The 19663-nt window shown below is 47.7% G+C and carries 17 protein-coding genes; 16 read left to right on the top strand and 1 reads right to left on the bottom strand.

Translation table 11 applies throughout. The annotated features are described in order from the left end of the window. The first annotated feature begins 21 nt into the window (after positions 1 to 21). The 7 genes from N6H06_RS15500 (at position 22) to N6H06_RS15470 (ending at position 6907) form a co-directional block, all read left to right on the top strand. Positions 22 to 801 carry a dihydroorotate dehydrogenase electron transfer subunit gene (locus tag N6H06_RS15500; protein ID WP_263707480.1) on the top strand — a complete coding sequence of 260 codons (780 nt, stop codon included), beginning with the start codon at positions 22 to 24 and terminating at the stop codon, positions 799 to 801. Next, on the top strand, positions 801 to 1712 hold the full coding sequence (locus tag N6H06_RS15495; RefSeq protein ID WP_263707479.1) for a dihydroorotate dehydrogenase: 912 nt from the start codon (positions 801 to 803) through the stop codon (positions 1710 to 1712). The genes N6H06_RS15500 and N6H06_RS15495 overlap by 1 nt, the downstream gene beginning before the upstream one ends. Further along, on the top strand, positions 1712 to 2431 hold the full coding sequence (pyrF, locus tag N6H06_RS15490) for an orotidine-5'-phosphate decarboxylase (RefSeq protein WP_263707478.1): 720 nt from the start codon (positions 1712 to 1714) through the stop codon (positions 2429 to 2431). The genes N6H06_RS15495 and pyrF overlap by 1 nt, the downstream gene beginning before the upstream one ends. Further along, positions 2428 to 3063 (top strand): orotate phosphoribosyltransferase, encoded by a 636-nt coding sequence (pyrE, locus tag N6H06_RS15485; protein WP_238583386.1) that lies wholly within the window; start codon positions 2428 to 2430, stop codon positions 3061 to 3063. Before pyrF ends, pyrE begins: the two co-directional genes overlap by 4 nt. Before the next feature lie 24 nt (positions 3064 to 3087). After that, a complete protein-coding gene (locus N6H06_RS15480) occupies positions 3088 to 3759 on the top strand; it encodes a class I SAM-dependent methyltransferase (RefSeq protein WP_062750751.1) in 672 nt (223 codons plus the stop codon). Between the two features lie 74 nt (positions 3760 to 3833). Further along, positions 3834 to 4097, top strand: coding sequence for a hypothetical protein (locus N6H06_RS15475; RefSeq protein WP_263707477.1), 264 nt, complete (start codon positions 3834 to 3836; stop codon positions 4095 to 4097). Between the two features lie 218 nt (positions 4098 to 4315). Beyond that, positions 4316 to 6907, top strand: coding sequence for a YfhO family protein (locus N6H06_RS15470; protein ID WP_263707476.1), 2592 nt, complete (start codon positions 4316 to 4318; stop codon positions 6905 to 6907). Positions 6908 to 6986: 79 nt separating this feature from the next. Here the strand turns inward: N6H06_RS15470 and N6H06_RS15465 are convergent, their stop codons facing one another. Continuing rightward, a complete protein-coding gene (locus N6H06_RS15465) occupies positions 6987 to 8693 on the bottom strand; it encodes an Rqc2 family fibronectin-binding protein (RefSeq protein WP_263707475.1) in 1707 nt (568 codons plus the stop codon). 156 nt (positions 8694 to 8849) lie between these two features. On the opposite strand from N6H06_RS15465, the gene N6H06_RS15460 reads away from it, so the two are divergent. The 9 genes from N6H06_RS15460 to N6H06_RS15420 all read left to right on the top strand — a co-directional run bounded on the left by N6H06_RS15460 (position 8850) and on the right by N6H06_RS15420 (position 19663). Continuing rightward, positions 8850 to 11585 carry a cation-translocating P-type ATPase gene (locus N6H06_RS15460; protein WP_062750826.1) on the top strand — a complete coding sequence of 912 codons (2736 nt, stop codon included), beginning with the start codon at positions 8850 to 8852 and terminating at the stop codon, positions 11583 to 11585. Positions 11586 to 11744: 159 nt separating this feature from the next. Further along, positions 11745 to 12008 carry an extracellular matrix/biofilm regulator RemA gene (gene remA / locus N6H06_RS15455; RefSeq protein ID WP_011247166.1) on the top strand — a complete coding sequence of 88 codons (264 nt, stop codon included), beginning with the start codon at positions 11745 to 11747 and terminating at the stop codon, positions 12006 to 12008. 26 nt (positions 12009 to 12034) lie between these two features. Next, positions 12035 to 12652 carry a guanylate kinase gene (gene gmk / locus N6H06_RS15450; protein ID WP_062750743.1) on the top strand — a complete coding sequence of 206 codons (618 nt, stop codon included), beginning with the start codon at positions 12035 to 12037 and terminating at the stop codon, positions 12650 to 12652. Continuing rightward, positions 12652 to 12864, top strand: coding sequence for a DNA-directed RNA polymerase subunit omega (rpoZ, locus tag N6H06_RS15445; RefSeq protein ID WP_062750741.1), 213 nt, complete (start codon positions 12652 to 12654; stop codon positions 12862 to 12864). The genes gmk and rpoZ overlap by 1 nt, the downstream gene beginning before the upstream one ends. A 116-nt stretch (positions 12865 to 12980) precedes the next feature. Then, a complete protein-coding gene (gene coaBC / locus N6H06_RS15440) occupies positions 12981 to 14186 on the top strand; it encodes a bifunctional phosphopantothenoylcysteine decarboxylase/phosphopantothenate--cysteine ligase CoaBC (protein ID WP_062750739.1) in 1206 nt (401 codons plus the stop codon). Position 14187: 1 nt separating this feature from the next. Then, the gene (gene priA / locus N6H06_RS15435) at positions 14188 to 16578 is read left to right on the top strand and encodes a primosomal protein N' (RefSeq protein ID WP_062750737.1); all 2391 of its coding nucleotides are present in this window, start codon (positions 14188 to 14190) and stop codon (positions 16576 to 16578) included. 13 nt (positions 16579 to 16591) lie between these two features. Next, the gene (gene fmt / locus N6H06_RS15430) at positions 16592 to 17533 is read left to right on the top strand and encodes a methionyl-tRNA formyltransferase (RefSeq protein ID WP_263707523.1); all 942 of its coding nucleotides are present in this window, start codon (positions 16592 to 16594) and stop codon (positions 17531 to 17533) included. Continuing rightward, positions 17526 to 18869, top strand: coding sequence for a 16S rRNA (cytosine(967)-C(5))-methyltransferase RsmB (gene rsmB / locus N6H06_RS15425; RefSeq protein ID WP_062750735.1), 1344 nt, complete (start codon positions 17526 to 17528; stop codon positions 18867 to 18869). Before fmt ends, rsmB begins: the two co-directional genes overlap by 8 nt. Positions 18870 to 18913: 44 nt before the next feature. Next, positions 18914 to 19663 carry a Stp1/IreP family PP2C-type Ser/Thr phosphatase gene (locus tag N6H06_RS15420; RefSeq protein ID WP_062750824.1) on the top strand — a complete coding sequence of 250 codons (750 nt, stop codon included), beginning with the start codon at positions 18914 to 18916 and terminating at the stop codon, positions 19661 to 19663.

Here is a 19663-nt window from a genome sequence, read left to right as displayed (position 1 = left end):
CTAGCGTTGGGAGGCAGCAGGATGAGAAAAAAACAAGGGCGATTAACGATCGTCAAACAAACTGAGATTGCTCGCGACAGCTATGAGCTTGTGCTGGAAGGCGAATTGGTTAAGCACATGAGTCAACCGGGCCAGTTTTTGCATGTACGTGTTGATGAATCAGAAGACCTGCTCTTGCGCCGGCCGATTAGCATTGCCAATATCGATCCTGAAAAAGAGCAAGTGACGATGATTTACCGTGCAGGCGGGGCAGGCACAAAACGCCTTGCTGCCCAAGGAATAGGGACCAAAGTCGACGTGCTTGGACCACTTGGGCAGGGCTTCCCACTTGAGGAAGCAAAACGAGGAGAAAAAGTGCTGTTAGTTGGCGGCGGCATCGGCGTTCCACCTCTTTATTATTTAGGAAGACGTCTAGTAGAAAATGGCGTCCGTGTCACTTCTGTGCTCGGATTCGCCTCACAAGCGGATGTTTTTTACGAGCAACCGTTTAAACAGTTGGGCGATGTCCATATTGCAACAGCGGACGGCAGTTACGGCGCTCGTGGCTTTGTGACTGACGTCATTAGCCAACAAAGCATCGATTTTGATGTTCTCTACTCATGCGGGCCAACGCCGATGTTAAAGGCGCTAACAGACCGTTACCGCGATCGGCGTGCGTTCATTTCCCTTGAAGAGCGGATGGGCTGCGGCGTGGGCGCTTGCTTTGCTTGCGTTTGCCACGTAGAAAATGGCCAATCTCATGAGTACCGCAAAATTTGCACAGACGGGCCCGTCTTTCCAGTAGGGGAGGTTGTCCTATAATGGAACGTTTGCAAATAAGCTTGCCAGGCTTAGAGATGAAAAATCCGGTTATGCCGGCATCAGGCTGTTTTGGTTTCGGAAAAGAATACGGCCAATTTTTTGATTTAAATCAGTTAGGGGCCATTGCGATAAAAGCGACGACAAAAGAGGCGCGCTTTGGCAATGAAACACCGCGAGTGGCGGAAACAAAAGCGGGCATGCTCAACGCCATTGGCCTGCAAAATCCAGGGCTACAAGGGGTAATCGAGCAGGAATTGCCACGGTTTGACGACTACGATGTACCGATACTGGCCAATATAGCCGGTTCGACGATGGACGATTACATCGAAGTGGCTACGCAGCTGTCACAGCAACGGAACGTTTCAGCGATTGAGTTAAACATTTCCTGCCCGAACGTGAAACAGGGGGGCATTGCGTTTGGGACAGTGCCCGAGATAGCGGCAGAGCTGACGAAGGAAGTCAAGGCTGTATCAGCCGTGCCTGTTTATGTCAAACTTTCACCCAATGTAGCCGATATTGTCGCCATCGCCAAAGCGATTGAGAAAGCGGGAGCAGACGGGCTGGCAATGATTAACACTTTGGTCGGCATGCGAATTGATGCAAAAACGCGTCGGCCAGTGCTGGCGAACCAATATGGCGGATTGTCGGGAGCCGCTATTAAACCAGTTGCACTCCGGATGATTCACCAAGTTAGCCAACAAGTCGACATTCCTATTATTGGAATGGGAGGCATTCAGACAGCGGAAGATGTGATTGAATTTTTACTTGCTGGAGCAAGCTGCATTGCTGTCGGCACGGCTAATTTTACGGATCCGTACACATGTCCAAACATTATTCGTGACCTGCCGCGTTGGCTTGACAGATTGGAAGTACAATCCATCACTGACTTGATTGGAGGGAGCTGGAACTAATGGATAGGCCATTTTTTATCGCTTTAGATTTTGATGAACAGGCCAAACGCCAGCGCTTCTTGAAGTCGTTTGCTGCCGAAACGCTTGATGTAAAAATCGGTATGGAACTGTTTTACCGCGAAGGGTTGCCTGTAGTCCATGAATTAAAGGAAGCGGGTTATCGGTTGTTTCTTGATTTAAAACTTCATGATATTCCCAATACCGTTGGAAGGACGATGCGTGCTTTAGCCGAATTGGACGTTGATGTCGTCAATGTCCATGCTGCAGGGGGAAAAGCTATGATGGAAGCGGCTTTGGAAGGGCTCGAAGCAGGGACAAGAGCAGGAAAACAGCGGCCGAAACTCATCGCTGTCACGCAGCTGACGAGCACGGACAGTCGTATGCTCACTGAAGAGTTGCTGATCGATAAGGCGATGGATGAAGTCGTAGTACGGTATGCGCAGCTTGCCCAGGAAAGTGGATTAGACGGTGTCGTTTGCTCGGCCCGTGAAGTCCCCCTTATCCAAGCAGCATGCAGCAATCGATTTTTGACTGTTACACCAGGCATTCGCAGGCAAGTCGATCAAGTTGGGGACCAAGTGCGTGTAGTCACACCAGGGGAAGCAAAAGCGCTTGGCAGTTGGGCGATAGTCGTCGGCCGAAGCATTACAGCAGCAGCAGATCCCCTAGCTGTTTACCGAGAAATGAACGAAGATTGGAAAGGGGCGACCGAACAGTGACTAGCAGAACCATTGCTAACCATTTACTTGATATAAAAGCGGTGACACTTTCACCTGCAAAACCGTATACGTGGAGCTCGGGATTAAAGTCGCCGATTTATTGCGATAACCGTTTAACACTTTCTTATCCGCATATACGCAACGAAATTGCTGAGGGGCTAGTTGCTATCATTAGAAATGTTGCCCCTGACGCTGACATCATTGCTGGCACGGCAACGGCTGGCATCCCGCACGCTGCTTTTGTGGCTGAAAAACTCCAATTGCCAATGATTTACGTTCGTTCGAGCGCCAAAGGCCATGGAAAACAAAATGCGATTGAAGGACATTTGCCGCCTGGCAGCAAAGTAGTTGTAATCGAAGACTTAATCTCGACTGGTGGCAGTTCCATTGCAGCAGCTGAGGCATTGCGCTCGGCTGGGGCAGAGGTGCTGCTCGTTGCTGCGATATTTTCGTATCAACTCTCACAAAGCGATGAAAACTTTAACAGTGCTAAGCTTCCTTTTCGCGTGCTAACGACTTATGCTACCCTTGTCGAAGAAGCGCAGAAACGGGGCGCAATTACGAGCGAAGAGCAAGCCAAATTGGAAGCTTGGCGGAAAAATCCTCAAGATGAAGCGTGGATGAATCTGTAAACTTTTCGTGAAGGAGCTGTGTTGATGAGACGGATGGAGGGCGCTGAATTCGATCAACTTGTTGATTTTTTTGATCAAATGGCCAACACGAATTGGCTATCACAGCTTCATAGTCACTTAAAGCAACAGTCAGGGAGTTGGCAAGGAAAAGCCGTTGCTGACATTGGCTGCGGGACAGGAAGGTTGCTGCTCCGAGGCTCAACGGAAGCGTCTGAATTAATAGGTGTCGATTTATCAGCGGGCATGGTCATTCGTGCCAATGCCCTTTTTCAGGAGAAGGGTATTGCCGCTAAAGCAAAGGCCATTCAAGGGGATGCCACATCGTTGCCTCTCGCAAGCGGCGCCTTTGACATCGTCTTTTCTACATGTGTGTTGTTTTTATTGCCAGATTTGCAGCAAGGTGTAAAAGAAATGGCACGGGTTTTAAAACCAGGTGGCATCGCGTTCTTGTTAAACCCTGCTCCTTCGATGGCGGTGGAGACGGCGAAAGCCTATGCACAAAGACAGCAATTGCTTAAAGAGGAAACGGAGTATTTGCTTAAATGGGCGACTGTCTCTGAACGCCGACACCGAAAAAGTACAGCGGAGTTAAGCGACATTCTGAAGAAATGGGGCTTTGCCGACATAAGGCACGAGCCTGTGCTCGAAGGCCTAGCCCTAATCAGCAAAGCGGAAAAACATCCTGCCTCTACCTAACCAACAAAGACATCTTTCCAGAAGCACAATGATTTTGTATGCTTAATGGGAGGACAAGGAAAGAGGTGGCTTGTGTGGAAGAAGCGAACGAGAAGACGGCAGAGCTTGAAGCGCGGCTAGCCCGTTGCGAAAAAACAATCGCTCATTTAGTCGATGAAAATGCAAAAGCCAATGCTAAAATTGATGCTTTATTTGGCGTCATCCGGAGCATTAGTTCAATGACTGACCGCCATTTTGTCGAAGATGCAACCGCGATATTAGAGGCAAACGGCGATTTGTATAGAGCCGATGCTTACGGGCTAAGTTTAGAAGAATACAAAAAACAATTCGGCAAATAGCAATCCAAGTTCTAGTACATGTTTTTTTCACTGTCGTTGTCTTAACGGTTGGGTTGTCGGCGGAAAGTCGATACCCGCACTCATACTAGTCTGAGCCAGCTTTTCTATTAAAGGAAGGCTGGCTTTTTTCGTTTGCAAGCAACACGAATGCGAATGGCAGGTTTCACGGAGGGCATGCTAAACATACTATGACGCAATGCGAATAAGTTGGGGTTAACATGAGTAAGAAACAATGGCTGTTTGTAGGAGGAGCAAGCATCGTTGTCGCTGTGTTCGCACACGCCCTGTTCTTTTATGAGACAGCGGCTGGTCGATTCATGGCAGGGCCAAATGACGGGCTTGGACAAATCCTGCCTTTTAAGCATTTTTTATACCAACAGTTAAAAAATGGTCAGTGGAGTTATTCGATCCAGTTTGGTTTAGGTGCAGGCACGTTTTCGCAACTTGCCTATTATTTTTCAACGAGTATGATTTATTCCTTCTCTTGCCTCCTTGTTTATGCCGGAGAAATGAGTGGGCTCATTGCCAACGTTGACCTGTTGTTCTGGGGAAAGGCAGCTGTGTTTGTCAATACAGCTAGATTGGCGCTCGTCCTCTTTCTTGCGACGAGCGTATTTCACTACATGAAAATCTCTCTTCCCTACGCGTTTTTAGGGTCCGTTTTTTATGGGGTGAGTGTCATGTACTTTACCCATGGGATTTATTGGGAATTCTTTGCTGACGCCTTTTTGTGGTTGCCTTTGCTTGTGGTAGGTGTCGAAAAGCTCATCAGGGAAGAAAACCCGTTTTGGCTAATTGCTGCCATGAGCCTGTCACTTGTCAATAACTTTTATTTTTCGTATGTAAATTTTCTCTTTTTAAGTGTATACGCTTTGCTACGATGGCTGATTCGCTTTCCCGAAGACCGCCTGTCTATAAACGCTCAACTACGTTATTATGTGCCCATTGCGGTGCTCAGTTTTTCCATAAGCGCGATTGCGTTTATTCCGGCAGTAAGCGGGTTTCTTAGCAACTACCGTCCGCCATTTACAGACAGAGTCCCACTGTTTTCTGTCCATGACAATCTTTTATATGGAAGCAAATTTTGGCTGTTGCCCCCTTTATTTGTTTTGTTTGCTTGTATAAAACAGCTTTATGTCGACAAAACGTCACGCTTGTTTATCGTCGTTGCTTTGTTGTTTTGCCTGTTCCATTACAGCCCGTTTATGGCGAGTATCTTTAATGGGCTTTCGGCGCCGCAATTTCGCTTTGAGTATATAGGGACGTTTGCCGTAGGGGGTGTGATTGCCCGTGGTATGATGCACTTGCAGGCGCTAGCAAAGCCCGATCTTGCTCGTGGCCTCATCGCCATGTTGATGATTTATGCACTTGCCTTTTTACTTGATGATACGTTGTCATTGCCTTTTCTCTCTAGCCATTATGCACTGGGGTTCGCCATTTGGGCTGTCGTGAGTGGTGTGGCCGTTTTGTGTTTGCGCCAGTCTCGTCAAAGGTTGGCTTTGCTTTGCGCATTGTTCATCGTTTGCCAATTGCTTTTGATTAACGCTGGAGCCAAAACATTTTTTTCTACTACCAGTACAAAACAAGCATCTGAACGCTTTATGAGCAGCGAGTCATATGATTCGCCTCAGCAAGCAGCACTGATCGAACAAGCGTTGCGTAGGAAAAAGCATCCATTAGCCCGAATCGAATGGATGGTCGATTTCCGCAACAACACTCCGCTCATTCAAGGTTTTTATGGCAATAGCGCCTATTCCAGTGTGCTTAACGGAAACATTCTCCACTTTTACTACGATCATTTGCAAATTGACATGGGTAGAGAAAGTGTCAGCCGATATTATGGCTTTGGTGACCGTGCCAACCTCCATAGCCTCATGCACGTACAATTTAAGCTAGTTGACAAAAAGGAAGAGGCTGCTATTCCGTACGGCTTTACCCTTTACTCTGAAAATGACCGTTATGCGTTATATGAAAATCAATGGCTGCTTCCATTTGCCCGGGCAACGTCAACGGTCTTCTTGGAGGAAGACTTAGAAGGGTTCAGTCCACTTGCGCGTGAACACGCGATGTTAGAAGGCATAGTGCTCGCATCTGGAAAAGCGACAGCAAAAGCGGTTCCGGAGGCGGATTTAATGGAAAGGGCGCGAATCGAAGCAGTAGGAGGCACGTACAAAAACGGCACACTTTCTGTTACAGATAAGGTTGGCGGCATTGACATTGTGTTTGCGAAGCGTGCTGCCGAAGAAGTCGATGATTATGTCTCGTTTTTTTTGCAAAATCAATCGAAAACGGCACCACGTTTTACATTGCAAGTCAACGATTACAAAGCGTGGCGAAAATCACGGAGTTCGATTTACAAAACAGATGTCAACGATTTAACCATTCGCGTTCCTTCCCGTGAAATCGTGTCCTTGCGAATGCCAAAAGGGACGTACACACTAAAGGACATATCGCTTCATAGCGAGACGTATCAACTGCTTCAACACGTTTATGCCCGTGAGGAAAACAAACCCATTCACGTTTCCTTTGAGGGGAGAACACTACGTGTTTCCTACGACAATAAATACGGCGACACCCATTTAGCTGTCCCAATCCCTTATGAGAAAGGATGGGAAGTGAGTGTCAATGGGGAGAAGCAGCAAATCGAAAAGGCCAATTATGCCTTTCTTGGCACGGCGATTGCAGAAGGGAAAAACGAGGTTGTCTTTTCTTATTTGCCGCCTTATTTTCGCACATCGCTTCTCCTAAGTACATGCGGGTTGCTGGCGACAGCAATGTGGATATACGTGCGCCGGCGAAGTGCCTCATAAAATCGGCTAACTACACTCCTGACTGCCGCTCTCGTTTGCGACAATACAGGAGTGTGTTGTGCGATTCATCGTACGTTTTCTAATCGATACGGAGCGAACGGACAATGTCTTCTTTTGGCGTTACGTAAAGCGTCGTCTGCTTGTCGTATGTGACATAGCCAGGCTTGGCACCGCTTGGTTTTTTAACATAGCGGATTTTCGTATAATCGACAGGAACAGAAGCGGAGTCACGCGCTTTCGAGAAAAAGGCGGCGACAAGTGCTGCTTCTGTTAACGTTTCCTCATCTGGCGAGGACGAGCGGATGACGACGTGGGAGCCAGGAATGTCTTTCGTGTGTAGCCAAATGTCATCTTGTCGTGCGAAACGGTTTGTCAAATAGTCGTTTTGGCGGTTGTTTTTCCCTACTAAAAACTCAATGCCGGTAGAAGAACGGTATGCTTCCAACTGCGGTTTATCCAGTTGTTTTTTCTTTTTTCTGCCTTGTTGCCGTTTTTTAATGTAGCCACCCTCGATCAGCTCTTCGCGGATCTCTTCGATGTCACGGGGAGATGCAGAAGCCATTTGTGCTAGCAGCGAATCAAGATAGGCAAGTTCTTGTTCTGTTTTCTCCTGTTGATTCACGACTTCAACACGCGCTGTCTTCGCTTTCTGGTAGCGTTTGAAATAGGACTGCGCATTTTCCGCTGGGCTTTTCTGCGGGTCGAGGGCAATGGTGATGGTTTTGCCATTTTCGTCATAATAGTCAATGACGTCTACCGATGAAGCGCCGCGGTCAACGGCATGGATGTTGGCAGTAAGCAACTCGCCTCGTTTTTGGTAGCTGTCTGCTTCGTCTGCTTGTTGAAGGGTCTGTTCTAACTTTTTTAGCTTCCGTTTGTTTTTTTGGTATTCGTTTTTGAGCAAGCGCTCCAAATCGAACGCTTGTTGTTTCACCCGGTCCCGTTCTGCTTTGCCGTAGTAAAAACGGTCTAAAAGAGCACTCGGTGAGGAAAACACGTGGCGTTCTCCGTCTTTGTGAGTAAGATGGATGACTGAAAAATAGTCTTTTTCACCTTGCACCATTTCTAGCGTATACTCGTGGTTTTTCAACGGTGCCAACGTGCTGATAAATGCAGGGGGCAACGTTTCTCGGTTCGCCAATTTTGCCCGGGCGACAATTTCGGCTGCGATCAAGGGGGAAAGACCAGCAAATGATTGGACAAGTTGCTTGTCCAATTTCCCTCCATGAAAATCAAGCGCTAAAAGAACGTCTTCTTCCGTTGCGGCAAGAGGGTCCAGCTTATTTTGCTCTGGTGGCCATTTATATGGCTGTCCAGGGCCAACGAGACGGTAACTGCTTTGGTCAAAGCGAACATGCTTAATGCTGTCGATGATCGTGTTTGTTTTTTCGTCAACTAAAATAATGTTGCTATGTCGCCCCATGATTTCAACGATCAACGTTTTTTCTGTTGTATCGCCAAGCTCATCTTTATTGGCCACTTTCAAGACAATGAGCCGGTCGTAGCCATGTTGGGTGATGGACGTAATGATGCCGCCTTCCAAATGTTTCCGCAACAACATACAAAACATTGGCGGCTCGGCGGGGTTGTCGTATTTTTCCGTTGTTAAGTGCAGGCGCGCAAACACAGCGTTGGCAGAGGCGAGAAGGGCATGGGTCTTCCCTTTTGCTCGAATCGTAAATACAAGTTCTGTTTTAAATGGCTGGTGGATTTTATTGATCCTGCCGCCAACTAATTGCTGCAATTCATGTGTGATCGCTCTTGTCATCATGCCGTCAAAAGACATGTGTCTCACCTCTTCATTCCTCTTCTTCCATTGCGACGATGTTTCATAATGAGTATAGCATTTTTTTGCCTGACACTGAATAAGATGGCTTGTATACCGAAGCATGTACAAGTTAGGGGGGCATCTTGTGAGTACAAGTGAATGTGGGGTGAGGCAATGAAATGGTACAGCATGAAGCCAGAGGAAGTTGAGTACAAAACAAATACAGATATAGCGAAAGGGTTGACGGACAAAAATGTCAAAAAGCGCCTCAGCACATATGGCCCAAACAAATTAAAAGAAGCGCCACGGCCATCAGCGTTGGCCACGTTTCTGGCACAATTTAAAGACTTTATGGTGCTTGTTTTGTTGGCTGCGACGCTCATATCCGGTCTGATTGGCGAAGTTCTCGATGCAATTACGATTATGTGCATTGTGCTGCTAAATGGGGTTCTTGGGTTTGTCCAAGAGCGCAAAGCCGAAAAATCACTTGATGCCTTAAAAGAGCTGTCAGCTCCTAAGGTAGATGTCCTTCGCAATGGCGAATGGGGGCAAGTTCCTTCAGCTGAAATCGTCCCTGGCGATGTGATCAAAATAGGGGCTGGCGACCGGGTTGGCGCTGATATTCGCTTGATTCACGTAGCTGGCTTGCGCATTGATGAAGCCTCGCTCACAGGTGAGTCCGTTCCTGTCCATAAACATGGACAAGAAATCGCCAAACTCGATGTGCCTGTCGGCGATCAAGAAAACATGGCATTTATGGGAACCATGGTTACGCAAGGAAGCGGGATTGGCATTGTCGTTGGTACAGGAATGAAAACGGAAATGGGCAAAATCGCCCATTTATTGCAAGAAGCACAACCTGTCATGACCCCTTTGCAACGGCGGTTGGAGCAACTTGGCAAAACGCTGATTGCTGTCGCCTTATTCTTAACGGCGCTTATCGTCTTGATTGGCTTGCTTCAAGGCCATGATTTGCATACGATGTTTATTTCAGGTGTATCTCTAGCCGTTGCAGCCATCCCAGAAGGTTTGCCAGCGATTGTCACTGTTGCACTCGCTCTTGGCGTGCAACGAATGATTAAGCGCAAAGGAATCGTCCGCAAACTTCCAGCAGTAGAGACGCTCGGCTGTGCAACCGTCATTTGCTCTGATAAAACGGGTACACTCACCCAAAACAAAATGACGGTCAAACAGCTATGGGCGAACAATGAATGGCTTCATGTTAGCGGCTCAGGTTATGAAGCAGAGGGCGATTTTACGAAAAACGCAGAAGTCGTAACGATTGCAAAAAGACCGACTTTTTGCCGTTTGCTTAGTTATGGCGTGTTGTGCAGCAACGCTCAGTTTGTTGAAAAACAAGGGAGCAAGAAAAAAGGCCAAACCGGCCTTTCCCTTGACGGTGACCCGACTGAAGGGGCTATTATCATTGCCGCTTTAAAAGCGGGCTTTACGAAAGAAGGGCTTGCGGCAACCTACAGGCGCGTCGAAGAATTTCCATTCGATTCAACGAGGAAAATGATGAGTGTCATCGTTAAAGACGAAAGCGGCAAAGCCTATGTTGTTACAAAAGGAGCGCCTGATGTCGTTCTTGCCCGCTGCAACGCTGTTGCCACGGATGGGCGCACAGAAACGCTGACAGCAACAAAACAGACCGAAATTGAGGGCGTTGTCGAGCAAATGGCATCAAAAGCGCTTAGGACATTGGCGATTGCTTACCGTCCTTTAATGGGGAAGGAGAATGTCAAAAATGGGGATGATGCCGAAAAGAATTTAATATTAGTCGGCATCCAAGGGATGATTGACCCTCCTCGGGCAGAAGCAAAAGATGCGATCCAAGAGTGCCGAGAAGCTGGAATTAAAACGATTATGATTACAGGCGACCATCAAGTGACAGCTGCCGCGATTGCGAAAGAGTTGCAGATTTTGCCAAAGGGCGGCAAAGTCATGGACGGAAAAACACTTTCCCGTTTATCGGTTGAAGAGCTGGAAGAAGTCGTCGAAGATGTGTATGTCTATGCCCGCGTTTCCCCGGAGCATAAATTAAAAATTGTCAAAGCGCTGCAAAAGAATGGCGATATTGTCGCGATGACTGGAGATGGCGTTAACGATGCGCCAGCAATTAAGCAGGCGGACATTGGCATCGCTATGGGAGTGACAGGCACGGACGTCGCTAAGGAAGCCTCATCGCTTGTCCTTGCTGATGACAACTTCCTTACAATAAAGGAAGCGATAAAAGAAGGGCGCAACATTTACGAAAACATTCGCAAGTTTATCCGCTACATGCTGGCCTCGAATGTCGGTGAAATCTTGGTGATGTTGTTTGCCATTCTGCTCGGTATGCCGCTGCCGCTTGTCGCTATTCAAATTTTGTGGATCAACCTAGTGACAGACGGGCTACCTGCTGTTGCTCTCGGAATGGACCAAGCGGAAGGGGATGTGATGAAGCGGAAGCCGCGCAAACAAGATGAAGGTGTCTTTGCCCGGGGGCTTGGCTGGAAGATCATTAGCCGTGGTTTTATGATCGGCGCAGTAACGATTGCTGCCTTCTCACTCACATATGAAAATGACCCAGCACAGCTCACCCTTGCGCAAACCGTTGCCTTTTTAACGCTTGTTATGGCCCAGTTAATCCATGTTTTTGACTGCAGAAGCGAGTATTCGATTTACCACCGTAATTTGTTTGAAAACAAATACTTAGTTGGCGCTGTTCTAATTTCGATCTTGTTGATGGTGGCCGTTATTTATGTGCCGCAGTTGCAGCCTGTGTTCCATACAGTTGCGTTAGGGTTTAGAGAATGGCTGCTTGTTATTGGCATGGCGGCAATCCCGACGGTCGTCCTTGGCGGTTTCCAGCTATTAAAAAAGGAACCGAATAAAAACGCGAGAGAAAATATCCCCCTTGCCCCTTAAAGCAAGGGGTCATTTTGTTGATGTCTTGTAAAAAATGAGGTAAAATACAAGATTGAATACGTATCTACTTGGGACTTCATAATCATTCGTATAACTCCTAGAAGATTTGGTATAATGGATGATAGAATGCATGGCTGACCGAAAACGGGGGATTATTTCATGACGATAAAGCTTATTAACATCGGGTTTGGCAATATTGTTTCCGCAAACCGGATCATTTCAATTGTCAGCCCGGAATCCGCGCCAATTAAACGGATTATGCAAGAGGCGCGTGACCGCAATATGTTGATTGATGCAACCTACGGTCGGCGAACGAGAGCTGTTATTGTTACAGACAGCGACCATGTCATCTTGAGCGCCGTTCAGCCGGAAACGGTCGCCCAACGGCTACATACGAAAGAGGATGGAGTGGAAGACGCCTAAGCGAAAATGGAGGTAGAGTCAGTTTGATGAAAAGAGAAAAAGGGCTGCTTATCGTATTATCTGGGCCTGCAGGCGTCGGCAAGGGCACGGTTTGTGGGGCATTGCGGAAGCAGAATACAGCGATTGAGTATTCTGTTTCGGCGACGACGCGGAAACCGCGCGAAGGCGAAAAGCATGGTGTCAACTATTTTTTTAAAACACGAGAACAATTTGAGCAAATGATCGAGGATGGAAAATTGCTAGAATGGGCCGAGTACGTCGGCAATTATTATGGCACGCCAATTGACTATGTCCAAGAGACGATCAATGCTGGCAAAGACATTATTTTGGAAATTGAAGTGCAAGGAGCGCAAAAAGTGCGGACCGTATTTCCAGAAGGTGTATTTATTTTTTTAGCGCCTCCCAGCTTAAAAGAATTGCGTGATCGTATTGTTGGTCGAGGCACGGAAACAGAAGACATTATTAACGAACGGATGACAGTAGCAAAAGAAGAAATTGACTTAATGACGATGTATGATTACGTCGTCGAAAATGATAAAGTCGAATGGGCCGTTGAGCGGATTAAAGCGATTGTAACAGCTGAACATTGCAAACGGGAACGCTTAATTAAAAAATACAAAGAACTTGTGGAGGTCGAGAAATAATGCTGTACCCTTCAATTGACAATTTGCTAGAAAAATTGGATTCAAAATACTCGCTTGTCACGGTCTCTGCACGCCGTGCTCGTGAAATGAAAGAAGACTCTGCCCGAGTGCCTCTTGTGGAAACGCCGAAATCACATAAGTTTGTCGGCATTGCCCTTGAGGAAATTGTGAACGATCAGCTGACAAAGCGAGTGCCAAAAGAAGGGCAGTGAAAAAAGCGAATAAAAAAACAAAAGCTGTCTTCGTACACATTTGGCTCGCCACAACGGCACCTTTGCTCAAAGAAGGCAGCTTTTTTTGCATCTTCGTCTAAATGGAGGAAAGCAGCATGTTAAAAAACAAAACGATTGTAGTGGGCGTGAGTGGAGGCATCGCCGCTTTCAAGACAGCCGCGCTTGTCAGTAAGCTGACACAGGCGGGGGCGAACGTTTATGTGGTGATGACAGAAGCAGCCACGAAGTTTGTAACGCCTTTGACGTTTCAAGCACTATCTCGCAATCCCGTTTATACGGACACATTTACAGAACCAGACGCAACCAAAATTGCCCATATTGATATTGCTGATCAGGCGGATCTTGTTTTGATTGCCCCCGCAAGCGCCAATACAATTGCTAAATTAGCGGCAGGCATTGCTGACAACATGCTGACAACGCTTGTGTTGGCAACGCAAGCGCCAGTAGCATTAGCACCAGCAATGAACGTCAACATGTACGAACACCCGTCTGTACAGGAAAACATGGAAAAACTGCGGTCTTATCATTATCAATTGATTGAACCTGGTGCTGGTTATCTTGCTTGTGGTTGGGTTGGCAAAGGCCGTATGGCCGAGCCAGAGCAACTGCTCGAACTGGTGGATACACTTTTAGAAGAACCGACGGATTTGCGTGGCAAACAGGTGATCATAACGGCTGGCCCCACAAGGGAACCTCTTGACCCAGTTCGTTTTTTCAGCAATTACTCTTCCGGAAAAATGGGGTATGCGCTGGCACAAGAAGCGAGACGACGCGGCGCTTATGTCACATTAATAACAGGTCCGACGGCGCTTGAAGCACCTGTTGGCGTTGAAACGGTCGCCGTACAAACTGCTGAGGAAATGTACAATGCCGTAAATAAACGCTATCAACAAGCGGATATCGTCATAAAAGCAGCAGCAGTTGCCGATTATCAACCTGTTGACGTTTTTGCACACAAACAGAAAAAGAACGCAGACGAATGGTCGGTTGCACTAGAGCGGACAAAAGACATCTTGCGTTTTCTTGGCGAGCATAAAAATGAACAGATTCTGGTCGGCTTTGCTGCCGAGTCTGAGCAACTGCACACATACGCCAAAAGCAAGCTTGAACAAAAAAATCTTGATTTAATCGTCGCCAATAACATCACTTCGGAAGGCGCCGGCTTTGATGTTGATACAAATGTGGTTACTGTGTTCACTAGAGATGGACAGGAAACGGCTTACCCGCAAGCCTCGAAAAAAGAGGTAGCCAAGCAAGTGCTAAATGAACTAGAAGCTTATATGAAAAGGCGTGAAGCGTAAAGTGATTGCCCGTGTCATTGTTGATGTGCCGACAGCACAGACGGACAGGCTATTTGATTACGAAGTGCCGCTCGAATGGCGAGCGTTTGCACGTCCAGGTGCCCGTGTGATCGTCCCTTTTGGGCCTAGGCGCGTACAAGGCTTTGTCGTCGCTCTCGAACAAACGAGCGAAGCAACGAAACTGAAGCCGATCAGTGAAGTGCTAGATCCATTGCCAGTGCTTAGCCAAGAATTGTTAGAACTTGGGGACTGGTTGGCGAAAACAACCGTTTGTTATAAAGTCAAAGCGTTTTTTGCGATGCTACCAGCCGCGTTAAAAACGAAAGTCAGCAAACAAGTTGAGCGTAAAGCGGCACTGGATTTGTTGCCATTGCCGCTGCAAACGCTGTTCGCGGACAACGATGCCGTGCCATGGGAAGAAGCACGCAGTTTCATGAAACAAGATCTGCCGCTTCTAAAATCAGCGCTTGACGAAGGGGCAGTCTCGTTGGTGTATAAAGTGACTGAAAAAGGTGCCAAAAAGACGGCGAAACTGGTGCAAGCTTTGCCGAAACAAGTAGATGACATTCCCGAACGTGCCAAAAAGCAGCGGGAACTTTTTTGCTATTTGCAGGCAAATGGCCCCATCCTAACAAAGGATGCGCTGCAAGAGAGCCAGACGACTAGAGCAACATTAAAAGCATTAATAGAAAAAGGGTTTGCTAAAGAGACAGATGTAGAAGTTTACCGCGACCCGTTGCAACATGAGCAAATTCCTTCTAGCCTCCCCCTTGAACTAACGCCGGCACAGGCTGCGGTGATTGAGCCAATTGAAGCAGCGATTGCAAACGGCCACCATGAAGCGATGCTCCTTCATGGCGTAACAGGGAGCGGAAAAACGGAAATTTACTTGCAAGCCATTGCAAAAGTGTTGGAAAAAGGCAAAGAAGCCATGATGCTTGTGCCGGAAATTTCGTTAACACCGCAAATGGTAACGCGTTTTAAGGCAAGGTTCGGCGACTTGGTGGCAATTATGCATTCTGGTTTATCGAGTGGCGAAAAATATGATGAGTGGCGCAAAATCCACCGTAAAGAAGTAAAAGTCGTTGTTGGGGCGCGCTCAGCTGTGTTTGCTCCGTTTACAAACATTGGCCTCATTATTATTGACGAAGAACACGAAGCGAGCTACAAACAAGAAGAAACGCCGCGCTACCATGCGAAGGATGTTGCCCTTTACCGGGGACGGAAGCATCAGGCCCCTGTTCTTTTAGGCAGCGCCACACCTTCAGTTGAATCGTTTGCTCGTGCGAAAAAGGGCGTATACCGCCTTTTGTCTTTGAGGGAACGAATTAAAGGGCGCCCCCTGCCAGAGGTCGACGTTGTCGATATGCGTGAAGAACTGCGGCGTGGCAACCGCTCGATGTTTTCAGGCCAATTGCTGCAAGCGTTGCAAGCACGCCTTGAGCGCAACGAACAAAGTGTGCTGTTTTTAAACAGGCGGGGTTACTCGACGTTTGTTATGTGTCGGGATTGCGGTTATGTGGCAAGCTGTAGCCATTGTGACATTTCCTATACATACCACCGGGCCGGCAATTCGCTAAAATGCCATTACTGTGGCGACGAACAGCCAATGCCAAAGACGTGCGCAGAATGCGGGAGCGATCATATTCGTTTTTTTGGCTCTGGTACGCAAAAAGTCGAGGAAGAGTTAGCGCGCCTTTTGCCTGAAGCTAAAGTAATACGCATGGACGTCGATACAACGAGGAAAAAAGGAGCGCATAAACAACTTCTGGAAGCATTCGGGAAAGGCGATGCTGACATCTTATTAGGGACACAAATGATTGCCAAAGGGCTCGATTTTCCGCGGATTACCCTTGTTGGCGTATTAACAGCAGACACGATGCTGCATATTCCTGATTTCCGCAGCGCTGAGCGGACATTCCAACTGCTGGAACAAGTGGCAGGAAGGGCAGGACGGGACCAGCTTAAAGGCGAGGTTATTATCCAGTCGTATACACCTGAGCACTATAGCATCCAGCTCGTAAAAAGCCACGACTATGAACAGTTTTTCGCCAAGGAAATGCAACTGCGCAAACAGGGCAGTTACCCGCCTTACTACTACATGGCGCTCTTAACCATTTCCGATACGGAGCTTGCGAGCACGATTTCAGCTGCGCAAAAAGTTGCCCGTTACTTAAAAGAAAGCTTAAACGAAGAAACAGTTGTCCTCGGCCCAGTCGTCTCGCCAATTGCCAGGATCAAAGATAGATATCGTTATCAATGCGTGATAAAATACAGGCATGAACCAAAGCTTCAAGAAATACTTGATACCGTCATGCGCCATTATTTGCGCGATGCAACGAACAAAAAACTGCAAATTAGCATAGATGTAAATCCGCATTTCTTTATGTAAGTAAGGAGTGGAACTGTTGAAAATTGTTTTTATGGGAACGCCGGCATTTTCAGTGCCGATTTTAAAACGGCTGATCGATACTCATACGGTATTGGCAGTCGTCACACAGCCCGACCGCCCAGTTGGCCGCAAACGTCTGCTAACGCCGAGCCCGGTAAAAGAAGAAGCACAAAAACATGGTATCCCAGTACTGCAACCGGAAAAAATTCGCGATCAGTATGAAGACATCCTTGCGTTTGCGCCGGAGTTAATCGTAACAGCTGCTTATGGGCAGATTGTCCCAAAGGCAGTCCTTGATGCCCCTCCCTACGGGTGCATCAATGTCCATGCCTCACTGTTGCCAAAATACCGCGGTGGGGCCCCGATTCATCAAGCGATTATTGACGGTGAGAAAGAAACAGGCATTTCGATTATGTATATGGCAGAAAAGCTTGATGCTGGAGCTGTTCTTTCCCAGCAAGCGGTAGCGATAACAGATGAAGACGATGTGCAGACGATGCATGACAAGCTAAGCGCTATTGGCGCCGACTTGCTTGAAAAAACGATTGTTGCCCTAGAACAAGGCACAATTGATGCAGTTGCTCAAGATGAGGAAAAAGCAACGTTTGCCCCTAATATTAAACGAGAGCAAGAAGTGATCGATTGGCAAAAGCAGGCGAGGGTGCTATTCAACCAAGTGCGCGGAATGCGGCCATGGCCAGTTGCCTATACGCTTGTAAACGGCAAGCGTTTGAAAGTGTGGGAGGCGAAAGAAATAGCAGGGGAGCATGATAGCGAGCCTGGTGAAATCCTTGCCACGACAAAACAAGGAATTGATGTTGCTTGCGGAGGTGGGACGATTTTGCGATTGACGGTTGTCCAGCCAGCAGGAAAAAAAGCAGTGCTAGCAAGCCAACTGCTGCAAGGAGCCCATCCGTTTCAAGTAGGTAAGCGTCTCGGTGAAGGGAATGAATAGGGCGAGTGTTCGCGAAGTTGCACTGGATGCGCTGCTCAAGGTCGAGAAAAACCAAGCGTATAGCCATCTGTTGCTTCATTCGACGTTAACAAACGCCGGGTTGGACAAGCGCGACAGCGGGCTGCTGACGGAACTCGTTTACGGTACGATTGCCAGGAAGAGAACGCTTGATTACTATTTGGCGCCTTTTTTAAAATCGGGTAAAAAACGTGCTTTATGGGTAGATGTGCTTTTGCGACTCTCTGTCTATCAAATGGTATACTTGGACCGCATTCCCGACCGTGCAGTTGTCCATGAGGCCGTTACGATTGCCAACAAACGAGGCCACAAAGGCATTAGCGGCCTTGTCAATGGTGTCCTTCGTTCCATCCAACGGCAAGGATTACCTAATGTGGATGCAATTGCTGATCCAATCGAGCGTGCCGCCGTGCAAACAAGCCATCCCCAATGGCTGATGGCTCGCTGGATAAACCAATACGGCGAACAGGATGCAATGGCATTGGCAAATGCCAATAACATTCCACCTGAAGTCTGTTTGCGCGTCAATAGGATGAAGACAACAGCAGCAGAACTGGTGGCGCATTTGGGGAATGAAGGGGTTGAGGCAGAAAGGAGCAAGTTGCTGCCTGATTTGGCTGTCGTGATAAAAAAAGGCAATCCATTTGTAGGCGCAGCCTACAAAGAAGGACTTTTCACCGCTCAAGACGAAGCGTCTATGCTTGTAGCTAAGCTTCTTGGTCCAGAAGAGGGAATGGATGTCCTTGATGCTTGTGCGGCGCCTGGAGGGAAAACAACCCATATTGCCGAACAAATGAACGGGACAGGCCATATTTTAGCACTAGACCTCCACCCTCATAAAGTGAAGCTCATTGCCGAGCAAGCAGCGAGGCTCGGTCTTGAGAACATTGATACACGTGCAGAAGATGCGAGGACGCTTCAAACAAAACGCAACTATGATCGGGTTCTTGTCGATGCGCCTTGTACGGGATTTGGCGTTATTCGACGCAAGCCTGATATTCGTTGGTCGAAGACAGAAAAGGACGTTACGCACATTGCCAATGTCCAAGCAGCGATTCTCGCCCATGCAAGCCAGTTTGTCAAACAGGGTGGCACGCTTGTCTATAGCACGTGTACAATTGAAAAGGAAGAGAATGAACAAGCGATAGAACGCTTTTTAGACACTCATCCACAGTTCGAAACGAATGAACGATTTTATAGAAAGCTGCCTGATCACATTCAAGCAAATGGGCGTTTTAGCCCGCTCGGCTTAACGATTTTGCCCCATGATTTTGGCACAGACGGGTTCTTTATGGTTGCTTTAACACGGAAGCCTTAACGAGCCTGGGCGCAAAGAAGAGACTGCTAAATGAGGTGACGTTTTTGATTGAAAGCACAGCATTTTTAACAGATGTAGGCAAAGTGCGGTCCCATAATGAAGACAATGGCGGCATTTTTGTATCAGCAGCAGGCACGCTTGCAATCGTCGCTGACGGCATGGGTGGCCATTCTGCTGGCGATGTTGCAAGCCGCCTGGCGACAGAAGTAATGGAGGCCGAGTGGCGCAAGTTAAAAGAGCCTCTGTCAGCGTCATCTGCAGAACAATTTTTAAGGGAGGCGTTTGAACACGCCAATGCCTCGATTTTGGCCCACGCCAAAGAGAACCCTGATTGTGAAGGGATGGGCACGACTGCTATTGCTGCTGTCTGTACAGAAGAATACACGACGATTGCCCATGTCGGTGATAGTCGCGCCTATATTTATAATGGAAAACAATTGGTCCAGCAAACCGATGACCATTCACTTGTTGCAGAACTAGTCCGCAGTGGACAAATTTCTGCAGAAGAAGCTGATCACCACCCTCGGAAAAACATCGTGCTACGGGCACTCGGCACAGAGGCGCAAGTAAAAGTCGATTCTTTTACCATTCCTTCTGAGTTTATTGATACGCTAATGATCTGTTCGGATGGTCTGTCTAACAAGCTTGCTATTAAAGAGTTGCAAGTCGAGATCGAGCGCAAAGAGGAGCTGTCTGTCATCGCCAAGTCTCTGATTGCTCGAGCAAATGAACGTGGCGGAGAGGATAATATATCGATCGCTCTTGTCCGTTTTAGCAAGGAGATAGGTGAATAA

The sequence above is a fragment of the Shouchella tritolerans genome (genome assembly GCF_025770735.1).
Classification (GTDB): Bacteria; Bacillota; Bacilli; order Bacillales; family Bacillaceae_D; genus Shouchella; species Shouchella tritolerans.
This window is presented reverse-complemented; position numbering and strand designations above follow the sequence as displayed.